The organism is Bacillus sp. FSL W8-0183, from assembly GCF_038006825.1.
Classification (GTDB): domain Bacteria; phylum Bacillota; class Bacilli; order Bacillales; family Bacillaceae; genus Bacillus; species Bacillus altitudinis.
In genome coordinates this window covers 1,364,182-1,382,330 of the sequence record NZ_JBBOVY010000001.1, presented here as the reverse complement: position 1 = coordinate 1,382,330, position 18,149 = coordinate 1,364,182, and the positions used below count along the sequence as shown (strand labels likewise).

Annotated in this window: 21 protein-coding genes, 1 riboswitch and 1 other annotated feature; of the genes, 3 read left to right on the top strand and 18 right to left on the bottom strand. The window is 42.9% G+C overall.

Annotated elements, in window-relative coordinates:
- Positions 1-3: 3 nt before the first annotated feature.
- Both proB and purU read right to left on the bottom strand, forming a co-directional pair.
- Positions 4-1,101 carry a glutamate 5-kinase gene (gene proB, locus NSQ64_RS07255; protein ID WP_138278441.1) on the bottom strand — a complete coding sequence of 366 codons (1,098 nt, stop codon included), beginning with the start codon at positions 1,099-1,101 and terminating at the stop codon, positions 4-6.
- Positions 1,102-1,157: 56 nt separating this feature from the next.
- Positions 1,158-1,377: a binding site (T-box leader), on the bottom strand.
- A gap of 43 nt (positions 1,378-1,420) precedes the next feature.
- On the bottom strand, positions 1,421-2,323 hold the full coding sequence (gene purU, locus NSQ64_RS07250) for a formyltetrahydrofolate deformylase (protein WP_341015797.1): 903 nt from the start codon (positions 2,321-2,323) through the stop codon (positions 1,421-1,423).
- 163 nt (positions 2,324-2,486) lie between these two features.
- Between purU and NSQ64_RS07245 the strand changes: the two genes are divergently transcribed.
- The gene (locus NSQ64_RS07245) at positions 2,487-2,672 is read left to right on the top strand and encodes a hypothetical protein (RefSeq protein WP_341015795.1); all 186 of its coding nucleotides are present in this window, start codon (positions 2,487-2,489) and stop codon (positions 2,670-2,672) included.
- Between the two features lie 33 nt (positions 2,673-2,705).
- Here NSQ64_RS07245 and NSQ64_RS07240 read toward each other — a convergent pair whose 3' ends face one another.
- Together NSQ64_RS07240 and NSQ64_RS07235 are read right to left on the bottom strand one after the other, a co-directional pair.
- A complete protein-coding gene (locus NSQ64_RS07240; protein WP_017367096.1) occupies positions 2,706-3,020 on the bottom strand; it encodes a DMT family transporter in 315 nt (104 codons plus the stop codon).
- The gene (locus NSQ64_RS07235) at positions 3,017-3,346 is read right to left on the bottom strand and encodes a DMT family transporter (RefSeq protein WP_024719620.1); all 330 of its coding nucleotides are present in this window, start codon (positions 3,344-3,346) and stop codon (positions 3,017-3,019) included. The genes NSQ64_RS07240 and NSQ64_RS07235 overlap by 4 nt, the downstream gene beginning before the upstream one ends.
- A 66-nt stretch (positions 3,347-3,412) precedes the next feature.
- A riboswitch (guanidine-I (ykkC/yxkD leader) is annotated at positions 3,413-3,522 on the bottom strand.
- A 199-nt stretch (positions 3,523-3,721) separates the two neighbouring features.
- Between NSQ64_RS07235 and NSQ64_RS07230 the strand changes: the two genes are divergently transcribed.
- Positions 3,722-4,765 carry a bifunctional transcriptional activator/DNA repair enzyme AdaA gene (locus NSQ64_RS07230; protein WP_341015792.1) on the top strand — a complete coding sequence of 348 codons (1,044 nt, stop codon included), beginning with the start codon at positions 3,722-3,724 and terminating at the stop codon, positions 4,763-4,765.
- Positions 4,766-4,783: 18 nt separating this feature from the next.
- On the opposite strand, the gene NSQ64_RS07225 is transcribed toward NSQ64_RS07230, so the two are convergent.
- The 5 genes from NSQ64_RS07225 to NSQ64_RS07205 all read right to left on the bottom strand — a co-directional run bounded on the left by NSQ64_RS07225 (position 4,784) and on the right by NSQ64_RS07205 (position 7,664).
- On the bottom strand, positions 4,784-5,329 hold the full coding sequence (locus NSQ64_RS07225) for a GNAT family N-acetyltransferase (protein WP_341015789.1): 546 nt from the start codon (positions 5,327-5,329) through the stop codon (positions 4,784-4,786).
- A gap of 16 nt (positions 5,330-5,345) precedes the next feature.
- Positions 5,346-5,834: a small multi-drug export protein gene (locus NSQ64_RS07220; RefSeq protein ID WP_007498817.1), complete on the bottom strand. Its 489-nt coding sequence runs from the start codon at positions 5,832-5,834 to the stop codon at positions 5,346-5,348.
- A 110-nt stretch (positions 5,835-5,944) separates the two neighbouring features.
- Entirely contained in the window at positions 5,945-6,697 is a 753-nt protein-coding gene (locus tag NSQ64_RS07215; RefSeq protein WP_142154844.1) for an HAAS domain-containing protein, read from the bottom strand.
- 4 nt (positions 6,698-6,701) lie between these two features.
- Positions 6,702-7,028, bottom strand: a complete 327-nt coding sequence (locus NSQ64_RS07210) for a PadR family transcriptional regulator (RefSeq protein WP_045034946.1) — start codon at positions 7,026-7,028, stop codon at positions 6,702-6,704.
- A 114-nt stretch (positions 7,029-7,142) separates the two neighbouring features.
- Positions 7,143-7,664, bottom strand: coding sequence for an acyl-CoA thioesterase (locus NSQ64_RS07205; RefSeq protein WP_008346212.1), 522 nt, complete (start codon positions 7,662-7,664; stop codon positions 7,143-7,145).
- 179 nt (positions 7,665-7,843) lie between these two features.
- Between NSQ64_RS07205 and NSQ64_RS07200 the strand changes: the two genes are divergently transcribed.
- Positions 7,844-8,704 (top strand): dimethylarginine dimethylaminohydrolase family protein, encoded by an 861-nt coding sequence (locus NSQ64_RS07200; RefSeq protein WP_341015781.1) that lies wholly within the window; start codon positions 7,844-7,846, stop codon positions 8,702-8,704.
- Between the two features lie 61 nt (positions 8,705-8,765).
- Here NSQ64_RS07200 and NSQ64_RS07195 read toward each other — a convergent pair whose 3' ends face one another.
- From NSQ64_RS07195 to NSQ64_RS07155, 9 genes are all read right to left on the bottom strand, one after another.
- Positions 8,766-9,734 (bottom strand): ABC transporter ATP-binding protein, encoded by a 969-nt coding sequence (locus tag NSQ64_RS07195; RefSeq protein WP_035700468.1) that lies wholly within the window; start codon positions 9,732-9,734, stop codon positions 8,766-8,768.
- Positions 9,724-10,641: a C40 family peptidase gene (locus NSQ64_RS07190; RefSeq protein WP_341015778.1), complete on the bottom strand. Its 918-nt coding sequence runs from the start codon at positions 10,639-10,641 to the stop codon at positions 9,724-9,726. The genes NSQ64_RS07195 and NSQ64_RS07190 overlap by 11 nt, the downstream gene beginning before the upstream one ends.
- Positions 10,641-11,720: a dipeptide epimerase gene (locus tag NSQ64_RS07185; RefSeq protein ID WP_341015775.1), complete on the bottom strand. Its 1,080-nt coding sequence runs from the start codon at positions 11,718-11,720 to the stop codon at positions 10,641-10,643. Before NSQ64_RS07185 ends, NSQ64_RS07190 begins: the two co-directional genes overlap by 1 nt.
- A complete protein-coding gene (locus NSQ64_RS07180) occupies positions 11,717-12,658 on the bottom strand; it encodes a S66 peptidase family protein (RefSeq protein ID WP_341015773.1) in 942 nt (313 codons plus the stop codon). The genes NSQ64_RS07185 and NSQ64_RS07180 overlap by 4 nt, the downstream gene beginning before the upstream one ends.
- 114 nt (positions 12,659-12,772) lie before the next feature.
- Entirely contained in the window at positions 12,773-14,392 is a 1,620-nt protein-coding gene (locus tag NSQ64_RS07175; RefSeq protein WP_341015770.1) for a peptide ABC transporter substrate-binding protein, read from the bottom strand.
- Positions 14,389-15,402 (bottom strand): ABC transporter ATP-binding protein, encoded by a 1,014-nt coding sequence (locus NSQ64_RS07170; protein ID WP_007498841.1) that lies wholly within the window; start codon positions 15,400-15,402, stop codon positions 14,389-14,391. The genes NSQ64_RS07175 and NSQ64_RS07170 overlap by 4 nt, the downstream gene beginning before the upstream one ends.
- 7 nt (positions 15,403-15,409) lie before the next feature.
- Entirely contained in the window at positions 15,410-16,372 is a 963-nt protein-coding gene (locus tag NSQ64_RS07165; RefSeq protein WP_024719611.1) for an ABC transporter permease, read from the bottom strand.
- Positions 16,369-17,304, bottom strand: a complete 936-nt coding sequence (locus NSQ64_RS07160; protein ID WP_048001639.1) for an ABC transporter permease — start codon at positions 17,302-17,304, stop codon at positions 16,369-16,371. Before NSQ64_RS07160 ends, NSQ64_RS07165 begins: the two co-directional genes overlap by 4 nt.
- Positions 17,305-17,322: 18 nt before the next feature.
- The gene (locus NSQ64_RS07155; protein WP_061418779.1) at positions 17,323-18,147 is read right to left on the bottom strand and encodes a M55 family metallopeptidase; all 825 of its coding nucleotides are present in this window, start codon (positions 18,145-18,147) and stop codon (positions 17,323-17,325) included.
- Positions 18,148-18,149 lie beyond the last annotated feature (2 nt).

The window sequence follows — 18,149 nt, the reverse complement described above, 5'->3', positions numbered from 1 at the left end:
TCCTCAGTTTTGTACGTGCTGAACCCAGTGATCTCGGTGAATGACTTCAGGTTTTTCATGAGAAAGCTCATGACTTCGCATCCCTTTAATGCCAAGAAGCTCATCTGAATCATACAATGTTTGTCCTTTACCGACTAATCCGTTTGGACCAACAACTTCGACGACCTCTCCTTTAGAAAATTCACCAGCTACATCAATGACACCAGCTGGAAGAAGACTCCTTCCATTATGCAAAATCGCCGCCTCTGCCCCCGCATCAATCATGATCTTTCCAGAGACTGGTGAGTGGAATTGAATCCATTGGCGACGGTTATTGACTGATGATAAGTCTTGTTCACCAATATATGTGCCGTCCCCTTGACCAGCGAGAATGTGAAGAAGCTTGTCTTCCCCTGTACCTGTGCCAATGAAGACTTTAACGCCAAGGGAGAGAGCTGTTTGTGCAGCTGAAAGCTTAGATTTCATCCCGCCTGTTCCAACCTTTGAACCCGTACTCTTCGCATATGAGAACAATTCATCTGAAATGTGAGTCAGCACATCAAACCGCTTCGCATCAGGATTCTCACTTGGATTGGCATCATAAATTCCGTTGATATCTGTTAAAATGATCAATTGGTCTGCATGAATTAAGCCACTGACAAGTGCTGATAACATGTCATTATCACCAAAGGTAAGCTCCTCGATGGACACAGAATCATTTTCATTAATGATCGGTAAAATTTTTCTTTCGAGCAGTTCCATCATCGTTGCGTAAGCATTTCGATATCTTGTACGATCTGAAAAGTCATTACGTGTTAAAAGCATTTGTGCAGGCGTCATCTGAAACTGTGAAAATAGTTCTGTGTATTTCTGCATTAACAAGCCTTGACCTACGGCAGCAGCAGCCTGCTTCCCTTTTAAGGTCACAGGTCTTGACGGATATCCTAAACTGCCAAATCCCGCCGCAACGGCACCTGACGAAATGAGAATGATTTCATGCCCTGCCTCTTTTAGCTTTGCGATGGCTTTGACATGATCCTGCATTTTGTGTTCATCAATGGCACCCTTTTGCTCTGTTAATGAACTGCTACCAATTTTTATGACGATCCTTTGCTTTTTCATCATTGATTCCCTCCGCTATACCTTTCACCACATAAAAAATCCCTTTTTCTCCTTATGTAAAGGACGAAAAAGGGATTTTCCGTGGTACCACCTTCATTGAATAAGCATACGTCTGCTTATTCCACTCAACTCCTGTAACGCCAGGCATGCGCTTAGATTTTTCCTCTAAGGCTCAAAGGGTAGGTTCAGCAGCTGTCTGCGGCAAATGTTTCAGCATGTCATTTGCTCTCTTTTACACAGCAGGTCCTGCTTACTATTCCTTCTCAACGCTCGTTAATTTTTTTATATTATCACCAATTGCTTCAGAAAAGTCAAGCGGTCAATTAAACACAATCGTTTTATTCTCATGAACAATGATTCGATCTTCCAGATGCCATTTGACAGCTCGGGCAAGCACGCTGCGCTCAATCGTGCGGCCAATATTTTTTAATGCCTCTGCATCATCTCTATGATCTACCCGCTCAATATCCTGTTCAATGATTGGCCCTTCGTCTAAATCATTTGTCACGTAATGAGAAGTCGCACCAATCAGTTTAACCCCTCGCTCATATGCACGCTTGTAAGGGTTAGCCCCTATAAAAGCCGGCAGGAAGGAATGATGAATATTAATGATTTTGTTCGGGTGCTGTTCGATAAAGGCTGGCGTCAAAATTTGCATATATCTAGCAAGCACAACCGCATCAATATCATATTCTTCTAATAATGCAAGCTGCTGTTTTTCTGCATCTTGGCGAATGTCTTTATTTGCCTTCACGAAGTGGAATGGAATGCCGAGTGCTTCGACTGTATCTTGTGCCGTTTCATGATTGCTGATGACAACCGCTATTTCAGCCATTAAATTACCGCTTTGCCATTCCCATAAAAGTTCATGTAAACAATGAAGCTCTTTGGACACAAAGATCGCCAGCTTTTTCAGATCACTTGCACGCGACATGCTCCACGTCATGTGAAATGATTGCGCAATTGGCTCAAAGCTGCTTTTCAGTTGATCTAAGTTGGCCGAGATGTCTTTCCAATCAAATTCAATTCTTAAAAAGAACCGGCCGCTCTCATGATCTGTTGTGTATTGACTAGATTCAATGATGTTTGCTCCATGTTCAAATAAAAAAGTAGAAACAGCTGACACAATACCAGGCTGATCCGGGCAGCTGACTAAAAGCCTTCCTTTTTGCTCATGCTTTTGTCTGTGTAATTCAAGTTTCTCTGTAATCAATGTTCTCATGTCTTATGACCTCATTTACGTTTTTCATTCTAATGAAATATTATACTGGACTGGAAAGAGAAAAAGCAATTAAGCGGCGTATTTTTTATTGAATATTCATTCAATTCTGCACCTGGCGTGATATAATATGAATAGACCTTTTATCACAAAAGGAGTGATGGAGATGAAAAGCATGACTTTGTTTGGTAAAGTGAGCTTTTGGCTCGGCATCGTATGTCTAATCACGGGCATTTATCTATTTATGACCGGAGAAAGACTCATTCCTTTACTTACATTTGGTGTATGTTTTCTGCTTGTGGGTCAGCTTTACCGCAAAAATGAAAACGATTCCAATCATCATTCGATGTAGAAAAAAGGCTGGCACATGTTTGCCAGCCTTTTCTTATTCAATGATTTTCAACCCGACCGCTGCTGATAAAATGAGTGCGATAAAGAAAATACGTTTTGCGTCTTTCGACTCACCATAAAACAGCATCCCAACAATCGCTCCTCCAGCTGCTCCGATTCCTGTCCAAATCGCATACGCCGTTCCCATCGGAATTGTATTCATCGCAAGAGACAGCATCAAAAAGGATAGCGAAAATCCAGCTGCTATGAAGAAAATCCATTTGACATGGCGATCTTTCTGGAATTGATTCATCATGGTGACACAAAGCATTTCTAAGATGCCTGCCCCAATGAGTAAAAGCCAGCTCACGATTCAGCCTCCCCTTTCTTTTCACCTGTGGTCAATTTGAGTCCTAATACACCGCTTAAAAGCACCATGATCAAAAGTAATTTTACTAGCTGTACCGGTTCACCCATGACCATCCCTACTATGACCGTACCGGCTGTTCCAAGTCCGGTGAAAACGGCGTAAAGTGTGCCAACTGGAAGTACAGTCGTGGCTTTCAGGAGTAAATAAAAGCTGACAACAATACAAACGATGGTTGCACTCCATTCCAATATAGAGCCAGCATATTTCAACCCCATCACCCAGCCGACTTCAAATACGGCTGCAATCAAAACATTTCCCCATTTCATTCAATCTCTTCCTTTCTTACCGATTCCAAGCAATAAAAAAAGCCCGGAAATCGATCGTTTGATCAAATCTCCCGGGCTTTTATCCCTCCGTGTCCATACGGTCTATTGTCTAGACCCTATGTGTTTTCTCTCGGTCCAGACTGCGCTGCCCGCACGGAACCCTAGAAAACCAATTCATGATAATCAGATCTAGCGTAGAGCCGATTCTGTATGAAAAAGTGTATCACACCCTGATATGCCGGTCTACCACTTTGCTTTTTCCCTTCAAATATACTTGTTCATTTTTCGAAAGAAAGTGGATGAAAGCGAAGTATACTAAATGTTAGAAAGAGGAACGACCACATCACTGATATAATAAAACAAGAGGTGGATCAAATGATGATGACCGACGAACAAAAACACGAATTTTATCAAGCACTTGTTGATAAGAATCCGCAATATGATGGCACGTTTTTTGCTGGTATTAAAACAACCGGCATCTTCTGCCATGCCACGTGCACTGCTAGAAAACCAAAATATGAGAACTGCGAGTTTTTCTTTACAGCAGAGGAGGCACTGCTTGCAGGGTATCGGCCGTGTAAGCGATGCACGCCTTTAACATATCCTAACAGCATTCCAGAAGAAGTCAAAACACTTGTATCAGCAGTTGAAGAGAGTCCTGAGAAACGGTGGAAAGAAGAAGATTTTCGCCAATTAGGGATTCACTCTGCAACAGCTCGGAGAAAATTCAAAGAAATCTATGGAATGACCTTTGTTCAATATGCTAGATCACGCCGAATGGGGCTAGCGTTTAAAGAGATTCTCAACGGAAAAAAAGTCATTGATCAGCAAGTCACCTTCGGTTATGAGTCTTCCAGTGCCTTCAATGATGCCTTTACGAAAATCATGGGAAATCCACCCAAAAAGGCGCAAGTCAATATTTTGCATGCGAATTTTATTTCTACCCCGATTGGGCGGATGATGAGCATTTCAGATGCAACCCATGTGTATTTGCTTGAATTTATGGACAGGCGAGGATTAGAAAAAGAAATTGAGAACATCAGAAAAAAACATCATGCCCGTATTTTAGTTGGAGAAACAAACGTCCATAAACAATTAGCAAAGGAACTGGCCTTATATTTTGAAAAGAAACTCACGCAGTTTACTGTGCCACTTGCTATACATGGCACCCCTTTTCAGAAAAGGGTATGGGATCTTCTATTACAGATTCCGCTAGGCGAAACGAGATCGTATCGAGATCTTGCCATCATGCTTGGCGATCCCCATTTGGTTCGGGCAGTTGGAAATGCAAATGGTGCCAATCAGTTGGCCATCATCATTCCTTGTCATCGAGTCATTCAAACAAGCGGTGAACTTGGCGGATATGGCGGGGGAATCGAACGAAAGAAATATTTACTTCAGTTAGAACAGCGTCTATAAAAGAAAAAGCGGCTCTCCTTATGATTCAAGCGAGCCGCTTTTTCCGTCACGAGTAACACTGTAAACATCAATCATTTGATCCCATTTTGAAATGGTTTTTTCTTTTTTCATCCCCATTTTCATTGCGACCTTGACTGACGCTTCATTGTCAGGGCGAATTAAGCTGACCATTCGCCTCACCTTCATTTCGTCAAAACCATACGCAAGACAGCCTTTTGCAGCCTCAACAGCATATCCTTTTCCCCATGCCGATCTCTTTAGCATATAGCCAATTTCAAGCTCTGTTTGTCCTTCGACGTTTTGGAGAACAATTCCGCTTTGTCCAAGTGGTTCTTTCGTTTCTTTTTCTTCAATGATCCACAGGGATGTATGGTACGTGCGGTCATTCTTTTGATTCCAAGCAATCCACTCTTTTGTCTGCTTTTCATCCTTTATTGAAGGATAGTACTTCATGACTTCTTCATCTTGGAATAGCTTTTCATATAAAAAAGATGCATCGTGTTCATCCATTGTTCTCAGTCTGAGGCGCTCTGTTTCAAGCACGATCCGTGTTTGATGTGTCATTTGTTATCCCCCCTGCTTACTTGCTAAAAATATCTCCGAACAACCCATTTGAATCTGGGGCAAAGTAATGGAACCCCGCACCCGTTAAACTAGCAGCTAATGCGGTCCACATGATTAAACTGACCGTCATCCACACAGTGACTTGTTTTCTTTTCGTCCCGAAGCTCATACACATAAAAGCCGCTAAATGACTGCCAATGATAAAAGGACCAATAAGTGCCAGACCAGGGAGACCGTACCGTTCCCAAACCTTTCTGGCTTTCAGCTGTTTTTTCTCTCCTTTTTCATCATGTTTCTCCTCTTTCCTCTTCAGCCACCACGCTTTAAATCGGTCCACGAAGACGATGAGTAGCAAGACGGTAAGAAAGTTGCCGACGAATCCAATAACTGCCGTTGTCACAGGATGCAGACCACTTAAAATCCCCAGCGGAACGACACCAACCACTTCAAAGAAAGGTAAAGCAGCCAATATAAAAACGAGTACATACCCCCATACAATATCCAATCACAGAACCCCTTTTCATTTTTGTCCTCTTCTCATTGTAAAGAAAAATGTGATCCCATATCTACATTTTTTTAGAAAAAGAAAAACACATCGCAAGTGATGTGCTCTATCTACATTAAATGTTCATTTTTCTTGTTTGTTTTCTGTAAAAAAGCGATTGTGAGCAAGACTAAAATCACAATGGATACCAGACTTGTGAAAAGAAGCATCAGAGGTGATGTCCATCCAAGCCATTCGAATAGGAGTTGCGGTCCAAAGAAGATCACCGGAATGAGCGACACCATATTGGCTTTTAAAATGGCATTCAATAAGACAATACACAGCAGCAACAGAAGAATGACGCCCCATCTTTGGCTCGAGGTCAACACAAGTAAAGGAGTACCAAGTTTTTGGTCCAATAATTTCACTGTGATCAAGGCTGTCATCTGAAAAACACCTAATATCCAAAAGTAAAAGAATGCCCTCCTGCTTGTTTGAAAGGCAGAAGCTCTAAACATCACAATGGTCATGATCACATTGGCCACTATGATTAGTGGATAACCAATGAGTGCATACCAAGAATACGATAAACTTTGACTGATGGCATCTGCTAACATCATGTAAAAAAGAGATCCAATTAAAAAAGCACTGACAAACGGAACCCAGTCTTTATGATTTCTAGAAAGCTCTTTCGCTAGCTCGTCAGCAAAGCCCCGTGGATCTCCGCCAAATACATCTTCCCCTGTTTTCCCATCTTTCTCAGCTTCGACAGCATGTGTCGTTAATTCATCCATCACTTCGTCGATCTCGTCCTGATTTTTCCCTTTTGATATGAGATAGAGTTGCAGCTCTAATAAGATGTGTCTCGTTTCTTTTGTTACCATCTTCTCACTTCCCTTTATGTAATAATCGCTCTACATTCCCTGACAGCTCATTCCATCGCATGGTAAAATCCGTCAGCGCTTCTTCGCCTCTTTGTGTGAGCGTATAGTATTTCCTTTTCGGCCCACTCGCCGATACTTTTGTGGACGTATGAACCAGCTGTTCTTTTTGCATGCGCAGCAAGATCGGATAAATACTGCCTTCACTAATTTGATCAAACCCATAGTGCGCAAGCTTCTTTGTCATTTCATAGCCATAAATTTCACCTTCAGAAATAATCGACAGTAGGCATCCCTCTAGAATTCCTTTTAGCATTTGTGTTGATTGTGTCATCATCGATCCTCCGCTTTCAGTACCTTGCATGACAAGATAGTTTGATCTTACCACACACTATCTTGTCATGCAAGATACCGGCTCAGAAAAAAATCACCGCTTAAAGGGTGATTTTTACGCCCAAGGCTTATCCGTCCCAAGTGCGTCAGCCAAAGCTTTACTATGCTTTCGGCGGCTTTTTCTTTCCTCTGCCCGCTGCTTCGCTGTTTGATGAAGCATGATTTCTTCCTCTGTTTCCGGCATGACTTGTGGAACTCGTTTTGGCTTCCCGTTTTCATCAAGCGAGACAAAGGTAAGAAATGAAGTTGCTGCGAGTCTGCGCTCTCCAGACATCAAGTTTTCCTTAATGACTTTGACGAATACTTCCATAGAAGATGTGCCGACCCATGTCACATAAGATTCTAAGCAGACGGACTCTTTCTGTCCAATCGGCTCTAAAAAATCAACTGAATCCATTGATGCGGTGACTGTTTCACTACGGCTGTGTCTTGCTGCCGAGATGGAAGCAATGTCATCTATATAACTCATTAATTTCCCGCCAAATAACGTTTGGTGGTTATTCGTATCGAGGGGGAATACCCTGCTGGTTTTCACAACTTTTGATTCCTTGCAGTATTTGAAATTTTCTTCACTCATCGTCATAGCTCCTTCTTGCTGTTTTCGTTGATGCGGAACGACTTTTATTAAACACTATTCTATTAGGTTTGTCTAAACTTTTTGCTTTAGTCTCTCATGAGAGATTTTCTTTCGGAAATGTTTCAACATTTACTAGAAGGAGGAATAATATAACTATCGATAAACAAGGAGGCCCTTTGATGGATTCTATGAAATCAGAGAAAGTGTATAAAACGCCGCAATGTATGAGTGAATATGATGATTTACAAGAAGTCCTCTTATGCAGTCCAATTTATATGGAAATTAAACAGATCATCAATGAAACCCAAAAGCATTTTGCAAGAGAAAATATTTCTCAAATCAAAGCCCTCACGCAGCATAAGCAATTCATCCAAACGCTGAAAAACCATCATGTCCGGCCTGTCCTTCTTCCTGCAAATGAACGTTTCCCTGAACAAGTCTTCACTCGGGATGTTGGGTTTACAATTGGACAGACTTTATTTGTTTCAAACATGGCAGCCCCTGTCAGACAAGGAGAAGAACATTCCTTAAAAGAGTGGGCACAGACAAAAGGATGGACAACCATCACGCTGGATGATGGAACGATTGAAGGCGGCGATGTGCTTGTAGACCAAACCCGGGTATTTGTGGGGATCAGCAAAAGAACAAATCTAGCCGCCATCCAGCAGCTCAAAAAAGAACTGCCGAATCACGACATCATTCCTATTCATCTTCCTTCTCACATTTTGCATCTTGATTGTGTGATGAATATTCTTTCTCATCATGAGATCTTGATTTACCCTGAAGCTTTTACGGAAAAGGATCTTCATATGCTCAAAAAGCATTATGATCTCATTGAAATAAGTGAGCAAGAGCAGTTCACACTTGGACCAAATGTGTTGTCCATTGGTCAGAAAAAAGTCATCAGCTTACCAATCAACCAAGAAACAAATGCTGCATTAACAGCCCACGGCTACACCGTCATTGAAGTAGATTTTTCAGAAATCATTAAATCCGGCGGCTCTTTTAGATGCTGTACATTACCTATTAGGCGTTCATAAAAGCCAAAAAGCCAGCTTGTCTACTCGCTGGCTTTTTAAATGCTTACCTTCTTCCCTCTATCTATTTCCTATCATATAAATGACAGGCCACTTCATGCCCTTCTTCGACTGCTTGTAATACTGGCTTTTTGTCCGCACATACATCCATTGCAGCAGGACATCTTGTCCGAAATACGCAGCCGCTTGGCGGATTCACTGGACTTGGAATTTCTCCCTTTAAAATAAACCGCTTGCGTTTATCTTCCACATCAGGATCTGGAATCGGGATAGCAGACAGCAATGCTTGTGTATATGGATGAAGCGGTGTTTTATATAAAGCATCACTGCTAGTCATCTCCACGAGATGTCCTAAGTACATGACACCGATTCGATCGCTAATATATTTAACCATCGATAAATCATGGGCAATAAATAAAAACGTCAATCCTTCTTCTTTTTGCAGTTTTTTCAGCAAATTCACGACCTGAGCTTGAACGGATACATCTAGTGCAGAAATCGGCTCATCTGCCACGATAAACTTTGGCGATAAGGCGAGTGCTCTAGCAATCCCTATTCTTTGCCTCTGACCTCCGCTGAATTCGTGAGGATAGCGTGTAGCAAAATCATGACTTAGCCCCACCGCTTCAAGCAGTTCCTTCACGCGCTCGATCCTTTTCTTTTGACTGCCATACAATTGATGGATCTCCATCGGTTCTAGCATAATATCTTTTACAGAGAGCCTAGGATTTAAAGAAGAATACGGATCTTGAAACACCATTTGAATTTGTCTATTGAAATCAAATGATTCTCGGTTCGATAAGTGATGGAGACTTTTCCCTTCATACAAAGCCTCACCTTCTGTCGGGTCATAAAGCCGCATGAGCACTTTTCCAAGTGTAGATTTACCGCAGCCTGACTCACCAACAAGACCAAAGGTTTCGCCTTGTTTCAGCTGAAAGGTGACACCATCTAATGCTTTTAACGTTCTTCCTTTCGATAGATGAAAATGCTTTTTTAAGTTGTTGACTTGCAGAAGTGGTTCACTTCCCATCACATCTCCCCCTCTCAGCTTTCAAATACCGCCTTGTTCCTGCCCATTCCTGTTCGTATGAAGTACCAGAAAGAGAAAGGAGTTCAATCTGTCTGCCCGTTTTAGGTGAGTGAAGCATCATGCCATCTCCAGCATACATCCCTACATGGCGAACTGCTCCCTTCCCATTGTCATTGGCAAAAAACATGAGATCACCTGGCGCCAAATGGTTTGATGCGACTGGAGTTCCTTGAACTGCTTGGTCACTTGCGTCTCTCGGTAATAAACATCCACACGCTTTGTACATGCTGTAAACAAAACCCGAACAGTCGTAGCCATAGCTGCTCATGCCGCCCCACAAATATGACAGTCCAATAAATTGTTTTCCTATAGCTAAGACATCCTTACCGCTCATAGAAGAAGGTGATGAAGCACGGCGCACATCTTCTTTTTTGATTTCTCTTCTTCCTACTGGAGTCAGAACATCAAAGGAATCGCTCATTTCTTCAACAGGTGCTAGTTCTGTTAAAAAACTAACCTCCATATCCGGTGTTCCGTTTTGATATAAAACCGCTTTTTTCTGACAAACAATCAAGGGACTAGCAGGTGGTTCACTCTCTGATACTTCATTTAATTGCTCTACAGGGATATAACCTGGATAGCCTTGCGGGTGTTTCCGGCTTGCCTGCTGAGGGATGACAACTTTCATCCAGCCATCTGTCTCCTCCAGCCCAATGACTCGTTCGCCAAGCAGTACTTGGGTTTGAATAAGGTTTTCTTCACATAAGGCCAATTTCTGTTCATATGTTTGCTCATCAATCCATTCTTTGATCTGGACGGAACTTTGAAGAACGTGTCGATCCATTTCTCTCGGCGACTGCGGTGCTGTCCATATATTTGCGACTGGAACCTTTGATTGATATAACATCATAAGACCCCTTTCACTCTTTGAATGCCTAACCCATGATGCGGTGGAAAGAGAATATCTTTTCCTTGATAGATAATTCCTCCGTCTATTAAGTCCTCTTTTAGCATAAGCGGCGCATCAAAATCGTAACGGGTAATATTCGGTTGGCTTGCAGCAAGATGAGCGGCTGCGGTAATCCCTAGTTTTGACTCGATCATACTGCCAACCATGCACTTGACGCCGTATGCTTCTGCTAAACTATTGATTTTCAGCGCTTTTTTGATACCGCCTGTTTTCATTAATTTTAAGTTGATGAGATCACAGCTTCTCGTTTCTAACACCTTGATGGCATCATGGAGGCTAAAAATACTTTCATCTGCCATAATTAATGTGTCTGTTGCTTCCGTCACCCGGCGCAGACCCTCGATGTCTTCTTTAGGCACTGGCTGCTCGACTAGTTCAATATCGAGTGTCTCCATTTTTCGAATGGCGACAATCGCTTCCTTCCATGTCCAGCCTTGGTTGGCGTCAAGCCTGATTTGAATATCCGGCCCGACTTTTTCTCGAATCCGTTTGATCCGCTGAATATCCGTATCTATATCATCTTTTCCCACTTTGATCTTTAAGGTACGAAAGCCTTCAGCTGCATATTGCTTCGCATCCTCTGCCATTTCTAGCGGACGGTTGACACTAACCGTGTAATCCGTTTCCAGCTGATTACGATAACCACCAAGATATTGATAAAGCGGCAGGCCAGCCTGCTTCGCTAAACCATCGTAAATCGCCATATCTATTGCAGCCTTTGCACTCGTGTTTCCTACAAGTACACGGTCGATCGCTGAAAAGATTTGTTCATATTGTGACAATGAGGCCCCAATCAAGATCGGCCTCATCACAGCGCAAATAGCATAGTCGATGCTTTCCAGTGTTTCACCTGTAATGACCGATGTCGGCACTGCCTCTCCATAGCTGACATCACCTTGATCATAGGTGATGATCACAATAAGAGATGCGGCGTCATACACCGTTCTTAATGCTGTTTTGAAAGGCTTCTTTAGCGGTACACTCGTTCTGCATGTGCGAACATCTACGATTTTCATTTGATCGCCTCTTTCGCTGCAACACCTGGGGAAATATGCAGTTTTTTCCCTGTAGCATCTAATGTAGCCTGCACGCCGATTGGAATGGCGAAGTTTGGAGAGGAATGACCGATCCGAAATCCGCCAAGTGCAGGTTTCTGTTGCGGGACAATATACGTCTCCCATAACTGATCCAGCGTTAACGACTGCTCTTTCTTTTTCGGCTCACATTGATGAAAATCACCAATGATAAATCCCGCCGCATCATGTAATTTTCCTGCAGATGCTAAGTGCTGCATCATTCGATCGATTTTATATGGTTCTTCGTCAATATCTTCTATCAATAAAAGCTTCCCCTTTGTATCAATTTCAAAAGGTGTACCAAGTGTCGTGACAATAAGGGCAAGATTTCCTCCGGTGATTTCGCCTGAAGCCGTGCCATGATAAAAAGTGTGAAGAGGTGACAGATGGTTCGTATACGAAAAGGCTTTTGGAGTGAATAGCTGTAAAAAGGTATCCTTTGTATACGGATGAACCTCTTCAAGTCCCACATCAGAGGAGAGCATTGGACCATGAAAGGTGACAAGACCCGTCTGCTGCTGAATGGCTGTATGTAAAAATGTAATATCACTGTATCCCCAAAAGATTTTTGGGTTCCGGCGAATCAAGTCATAATCAATGGCTTCTGCAATTCTTCCTGTTCCGTATCCTCCGCAAGCACAAATCACTGCCTTCACATCTGGATCTTGAAACATGTGATGAATATCTTCCACTCGTTCATGATCATGAGCTGCTAAATAACCATACCGGGAGTTGATATACTTCCCCTTTTTCACCTTTAGCCCTAAGCTTTCTAAAAAAGAAATACCTTTTGCTAATTTCAGCTCGTCAGGCGGGCTTGCTGGTGCAATGATTCCCACTGTATCTCCTGTTTGAAGTGCCACTGGCAGATGGTTCATGCCAATCCCCTCTTTCTCTTCGTTTCTTTCAATCTATGGGCATCTTCTTCATAACATGAACAAATAAAGGAACAGACGCTTTTTACAAAGCGTCCCGTTCTCTCATTTTTTCATTTACTCTCCATCTACCTGTGCCCATTTCAAATCAATGTAACCAACAGGATGGCGGACAATGCCCTTTACGCCTTCTTTTTGTAAATAGACTTGGTTATAAAAATGAATGGGAATGATCGGTGCTTCTTCCATCAGAAGTGCCTCGGCATCATGCAGCATACGATTTCTCTTTTGTTCATCTGCTTCTTGACTCGCCTTTTTGATCAGCTGATCATACGTATCATTTGACCAACCTGTCCGGTTCATCGAATTTCCTGTTTGGAAGCTCTCTAAGAAATTGATAGGGTCTGCATAGTCAGCTAGAAATGAACTTTGCGAGAATTGGAATTTGAGTGCCTTTTGATCTTCTGCAAACACATTTGCTTCCATGTTTGCAAGCTTCACATCTACCCCTAGCGCTTCTTTTAATTGCTGCTGAATGGCTTCTGCTTTTTTCTTATTTTCAGGCTTTGTACTATATGTTAATGTGACGGGCGGCAGCTTTGAATAGTTCTCTTCCTTCAACCCTTTTTCTAATAGTTTTACAGCTTCACTCGTATCATGTTTGACAAGATCGCCGCCAGCTTCTCTGAAATCTTCACCCTTTGAATCTAAAATTCCTGGTGAAACGAAGGCACGTGCTGGCTTCTCTTCATTTTTCGTCACATACTCTACAATATCCTGAGGATTGATCGCCATTTGAAAGGCTTTGCGAATGTTCTTATTTTGAAAAGGCTCCATGTTGACATTTAGACGATAAAAAAACAGCCCTGCTTGATCCTCAATTTGCACATCTTTGCTTTTTAACAGGTCTTCACTTTGTTCTGCCGGAACGAAGGCCGTATCTAAATCTCCTGATTGATACATTTGATAATCTGTGTTTCGATCACTGATCATGAGCCATTTCACTTGGTCTAGCTTGACCGTTTGTTTGTCCCAATACGTGTCACTTTTTTCCATTGTAAAGCTTTCATCATGCTTCCACTCTGTCAGCTTAAACGGTCCATTGCCGACAAAGGTTTTCGCATCCTTGGCCCAGTTCGGGTCCTTTTCCGCTACCTTCTCATTCACTGGGAAAAAGGCAGGGTTTGCCGTCATATTTAAGAAAGATTTCTGCGGGTATGCTAGCTTGACCTCTAGCGTTTGATCATTAACAGCCTTGACTTTTACATCTTCTTTCTTCCCTTTTCCGCTGTTAAACGCTTCGCCCCCTTCAATCATATAAGCTAAGAATGCCGCAGAAGAGCCCGTCTTTGGATCTAGCAGCCGCTTCCACGCATATTCAAAGTCACTTGCTTTGACTGGATCACCATTTGACCATTTAATCCCATCCCTTAAATGGAACGTGTACGTTTTTCCGTCCTTTGAGATGTCCCATTTTTCCGCCATGGCAGCAGATGGTTCGTGCTTCTCATTCAGTCTCGTTAATCCTTCCATTAAGTTATTGAGCCCTTGCCAGGACACATTATTAAAACCAATGGGCGGATCAAATGATGTCGGTTCGTTTTCGTTATTTAATGTTAAAACTTTCTCTTCACCCTTGCTTGAAGATCCTTTGCCTGCTTGCTCATTGGCTGTACATCCTGCAAGCAGCATCACTGTGATAAAGCACATACTGAGAATCCAACCTGTTTTTCTCATGAAAAACTCCCCCTTTGTGTTGAAGATAAAACCGTTTGCTTCGCTCGTTCATCTTGAAGCCAACAATGTACTGCATGTGTAGGTGAACGCTGCGTTTCATGCGGCATAATATGATCACACACTTTCATCGCAGACGGACATCGATCGGTATATGGACAACCTTTTGGCGGAGCAAATAAATCTGGCGGGCTTCCTTCAATAGGAATGAGTTCATCTTTCATATCCAGCCTTGGAACGGATTGCAGTAGCCCTTTTGTATAGGGATGCTGTGGACTGTAAAAGATATCTCGCCTTGTCCCAACTTCAACGATTTTCCCCCCGTACATGACAGCCACTCGATCAGCGACTTGTGCTACGACCCCTAGGTCATGTGTGATTAAAATAATCGTCACGCCTGTTTTTTTCTGAATCTCTTTAAATAGTTCTAAAATCTGCGCCTGTATGGTGACATCTAGTGCAGTTGTCGGTTCATCTGCAATCAGCACCTTCGGCTCACAAATAAGAGCCATTGCAATCATGAGCCGCTGCCTCATGCCACCGCTGAATTGATGCGGATATTGCTTCAGCCTCTCTTTCGGCTGCGGAATCCCCACCAAATCAAGCATACGAAGCGCCTCTTCTTTCACTTCTTTTTTTGTCAGCTTCTGATGCACTTTTGCAGCCTCCATCAGCTGATCTCCAATTGTCAGCGTCGGGTTGAGTGCCGTCATAGGATCTTGAAAAATCATGGAGATATCGACACCACGTATGCTGCGCATGTCTTTTTCAGATAATGACAGCAAGTTGCGATCACGAAACCAAATTTCCCCTTGATCGACTTGTGCGCTGTATGCAGGGAGAAGCCGCATGATACTTTGAGACGTCACACTTTTTCCGCAGCCTGATTCTCCGACAATGGCGAGGGTTTCTTTTTCATACACATCCACATTCACCCCGCGTACCGCTTGAACAGAACCGCCATATGTCCGAAAGCTAACATGCAGATCGATAATCCGAAGCATTTTTTTCATCACGCCATCACCTCTTCATCTTCGGATCAAGCGCATCTTGCAAGCCATCACCTAAATTATTAAAGCAAAACATCGTCAGCGAAATAAAAAATGCCGGAAAGAATAAACGCCACCAGTGACCATTATCTGATAGCACTGTCGGCAAGGCATCATTGGCCATCACACCCCAGCTTGCAAACGGCGCTTGAATGCCTAAACCGAGAAAACTTAAGAATGCTTCAGCAAAAATCGCTGTCGGTACAGTTAGCGTCATCTGGACAATAATCGGTCCCATCGTATTCGGCAGTAAATTTCTGCGGATGATGCGCAAACTTTTTGCGCCAAAGGTTTTCGAGGCAAGGACATATTCTTGGCTTTTCAGCTGAAGGACTTGACCTCTCACGATTCTTGCCATCCCAATCCATCCTGTGACAGTGAGCGCCACAATAATAGTGACAAGCCCAGGCCCCATCAGAACCATCAATAAAATGACGACGAGTAAATACGGCAGACCGTAAAGCACCTCGACGATCCGCATCATGACATGGTCATACTTCCCGCCTTTATAGCCTGCAATACCGCCATAGATGACACCGATTGCAAAATCAATGAGAGCGGCCATCACGCCCACAAATAATGAAATGCGTGCGCCGTACCAAGTACGTGTAAACACATCACGTCCAAGTTCATCTGTTCCAAACCAGTGAGCAGCTGACGGTGGCAAGTTTTGCATGGAAAGCCGCTGTTCTGTCACACTATTCGGTGCAAGGAGTGGGCCTAATACAGCCATGACGAAAAGAAAAATCAGCACCGATAAACTAAACATAGCGAGTTTATTTTGTTTTAACCGTCGCCAAGTATCTGCCCAATACGAAAGTGAGGGTCTTTTAATGGCATGGACTTCAGATGTCTTTTGTTCTTTAGGAGCAAACCATTCATCTGGCACTTCATGCGCTTGATTCGTTTGATCATGCTGAAGGTGTATACTCATGCCTTTCCTCCTTTCTGATGCAGCTGGATCCTTGGATCAAGCAGACGATATGTCACATCTACAATGAAAAGAAGGGTGATTAAGATGATGCTGTAAAAAACAGTGGTTCCCATGATGACAGGATAGTCACGGTTGTTAATACTCTCGACAAAGTATTTTCCCATTCCAGGGATCGCAAATATTTTTTCAATCACAAAACTGCCTGTTAAAATACTTGCGACAAGTGTGCCAAGGATCGTGACAACAGGTAAAAGTGCATTCCGCAGGGCATGTTTAAACACAATTTTATAAGGAGAAAGTCCTTTCGCTTTTGCAGTTCGAATATAGTCCTGCGACAGCACTTCAATCATGCTCGATCTCGTTAACCGGGCAATGATAGCCATTGGACCTACCGCCAGTGCAATGGTAGGAAGCACCATATGCATTGGACTTGTCCACATCGCTGTAGGAAAGAGCTTTACATTCACAGCAAGCTGCTGAATTAACAAGGTAGCAAAGATAAAGTTTGGTATGGATATACCGAAAACAGCAATCGTCATGGCGATATAATCAATCAAGCCATTATGCCGGAGGGCAGCCATGATTCCGAGCAAGATGCCGGAGATGACAGCAATCAAAATAGAGATAAGACCAAGTTCTAATGAGACTGGAAAACCTCTCGCCAATAAATCATTGACACTTTCAGAAGGCTTTTTAATGGAAGGACCAAAATCAAAAGTAACGATGGATTTTAAATAGATCATATATTGAACATAGAGTGGTTCGTCTAAGTGATAGTAGCTTTCGAGGTTTCGCTGGACAGTTTCGTTTGTATTTCGTTCTTCATTGAAGGGCGATCCTGGGATGACCTTCATTAAAATAAACGTTAACGTCGTAATCGTTAAAATCGTGGCAATCATCGCAATCAAACGCTTGAGCAAAAAGCTGGTCATCTGCCGTCTCCCCCTCGCTTAACAAAATGTTGTACGTGCGGCAAGCTCTGTCATGACAAGCATCGCTTGGTAGGCCTCTAATATATTCTCTGCTTGATACGTCACCGTTGTTGTCCCTTCGATGATGGCCGTACCCGGCATTAAATTCGCCCATTCGGCTTGTCCATAATTGGCAAACTCAATCTTCAGCAGCGGCTGATCAGGAGGCGTCAGCGGCTTGATGTGATGAATCTCTTTCATTGCGACTTCCACTTGCTGAGAGATTAGTTGGTTGACTTTGGCAGGAGTAAGACATTTCACAGCAGATCTTGAAATGGTTTCTTTCACCGCCACTGTTTTCACGCCAGGCATTAACTTTTCGGCTTCAAGTGCCGCTTGATCGTCTCCGCATACAAGAATGACTGGAACACCATAATAGCCTGCGACATACGCATTAAAGCCCATTTCACCAACTGGATGATCATTTATGTAAAAATGTCTGACACCAAAAATCATACTGTGAGACATCACACCTTTCATTGATGCCCTCGCATGGTAGCCTAAAAAAACAGCGGCATCATACGTTTGATCTAATCCTTGGACCATTGAATAAGGCTTTACATCGCCTGATATGAGAGATGCTTCCTCATGCAAATCTTCAATCAACAGATTATTCATTTTAGAATGGCTATCATTCACTAAAATCTCGGTCGCCCCATGTGTAAGAAGAGCTTCTACACAGGCGTTCACTTCACCTGTCATGATTTTTCTCCCGCGCTCATAATTGTGCTGGCGGCTATCAACAAATGTATGATCAGCTAGACCAGTAATTCCCTCCATATCGACTGATACATAGAGCTTCATCC

Coding starts and splice junctions, on each gene's coding strand:
- NSQ64_RS07235 (WP_024719620.1), bottom strand. CDS start 3,346: ATGAAATGGGGAAATGTTTTGATTGCAGCCGTATTTGAAGTCGGCTGG.
- NSQ64_RS07175 (WP_341015770.1), bottom strand. CDS start 14,392: ATGAGAAAAACAGGTTGGATTCTCAGTATGTGCTTTATCACAGTGATG.
- NSQ64_RS07195 (WP_035700468.1), bottom strand. CDS start 9,734: ATGGGAAGTGAACCACTTCTGCAAGTCAACAACTTAAAAAAGCATTTT.
- NSQ64_RS07170 (WP_007498841.1), bottom strand. CDS start 15,402: ATGAAAAAAATGCTTCGGATTATCGATCTGCATGTTAGCTTTCGGACA.
- NSQ64_RS07205 (WP_008346212.1), bottom strand. CDS start 7,664: ATGAGTGAAGAAAATTTCAAATACTGCAAGGAATCAAAAGTTGTGAAA.
- NSQ64_RS07180 (WP_341015773.1), bottom strand. CDS start 12,658: ATGAACCATCTGCCAGTGGCACTTCAAACAGGAGATACAGTGGGAATC.
- NSQ64_RS07200 (WP_341015781.1), top strand. CDS start 7,844: ATGGATTCTATGAAATCAGAGAAAGTGTATAAAACGCCGCAATGTATG.
- NSQ64_RS07245 (WP_341015795.1), top strand. CDS start 2,487: ATGAAAAGCATGACTTTGTTTGGTAAAGTGAGCTTTTGGCTCGGCATC.
- NSQ64_RS07230 (WP_341015792.1), top strand. CDS start 3,722: ATGATGATGACCGACGAACAAAAACACGAATTTTATCAAGCACTTGTT.
- NSQ64_RS07185 (WP_341015775.1), bottom strand. CDS start 11,720: ATGAAAATCGTAGATGTTCGCACATGCAGAACGAGTGTACCGCTAAAG.
- NSQ64_RS07165 (WP_024719611.1), bottom strand. CDS start 16,372: ATGAGTATACACCTTCAGCATGATCAAACGAATCAAGCGCATGAAGTG.
- NSQ64_RS07160 (WP_048001639.1), bottom strand. CDS start 17,304: ATGACCAGCTTTTTGCTCAAGCGTTTGATTGCGATGATTGCCACGATT.
- NSQ64_RS07155 (WP_061418779.1), bottom strand. CDS start 18,147: ATGAAGCTCTATGTATCAGTCGATATGGAGGGAATTACTGGTCTAGCT.
- NSQ64_RS07190 (WP_341015778.1), bottom strand. CDS start 10,641: ATGTTATATCAATCAAAGGTTCCAGTCGCAAATATATGGACAGCACCG.
- proB (WP_138278441.1), bottom strand. CDS start 1,101: ATGAAAAAGCAAAGGATCGTCATAAAAATTGGTAGCAGTTCATTAACA.
- purU (WP_341015797.1), bottom strand. CDS start 2,323: ATGAGAACATTGATTACAGAGAAACTTGAATTACACAGACAAAAGCAT.
- NSQ64_RS07225 (WP_341015789.1), bottom strand. CDS start 5,329: ATGACACATCAAACACGGATCGTGCTTGAAACAGAGCGCCTCAGACTG.
- NSQ64_RS07215 (WP_142154844.1), bottom strand. CDS start 6,697: ATGGTAACAAAAGAAACGAGACACATCTTATTAGAGCTGCAACTCTAT.
- NSQ64_RS07210 (WP_045034946.1), bottom strand. CDS start 7,028: ATGACACAATCAACACAAATGCTAAAAGGAATTCTAGAGGGATGCCTA.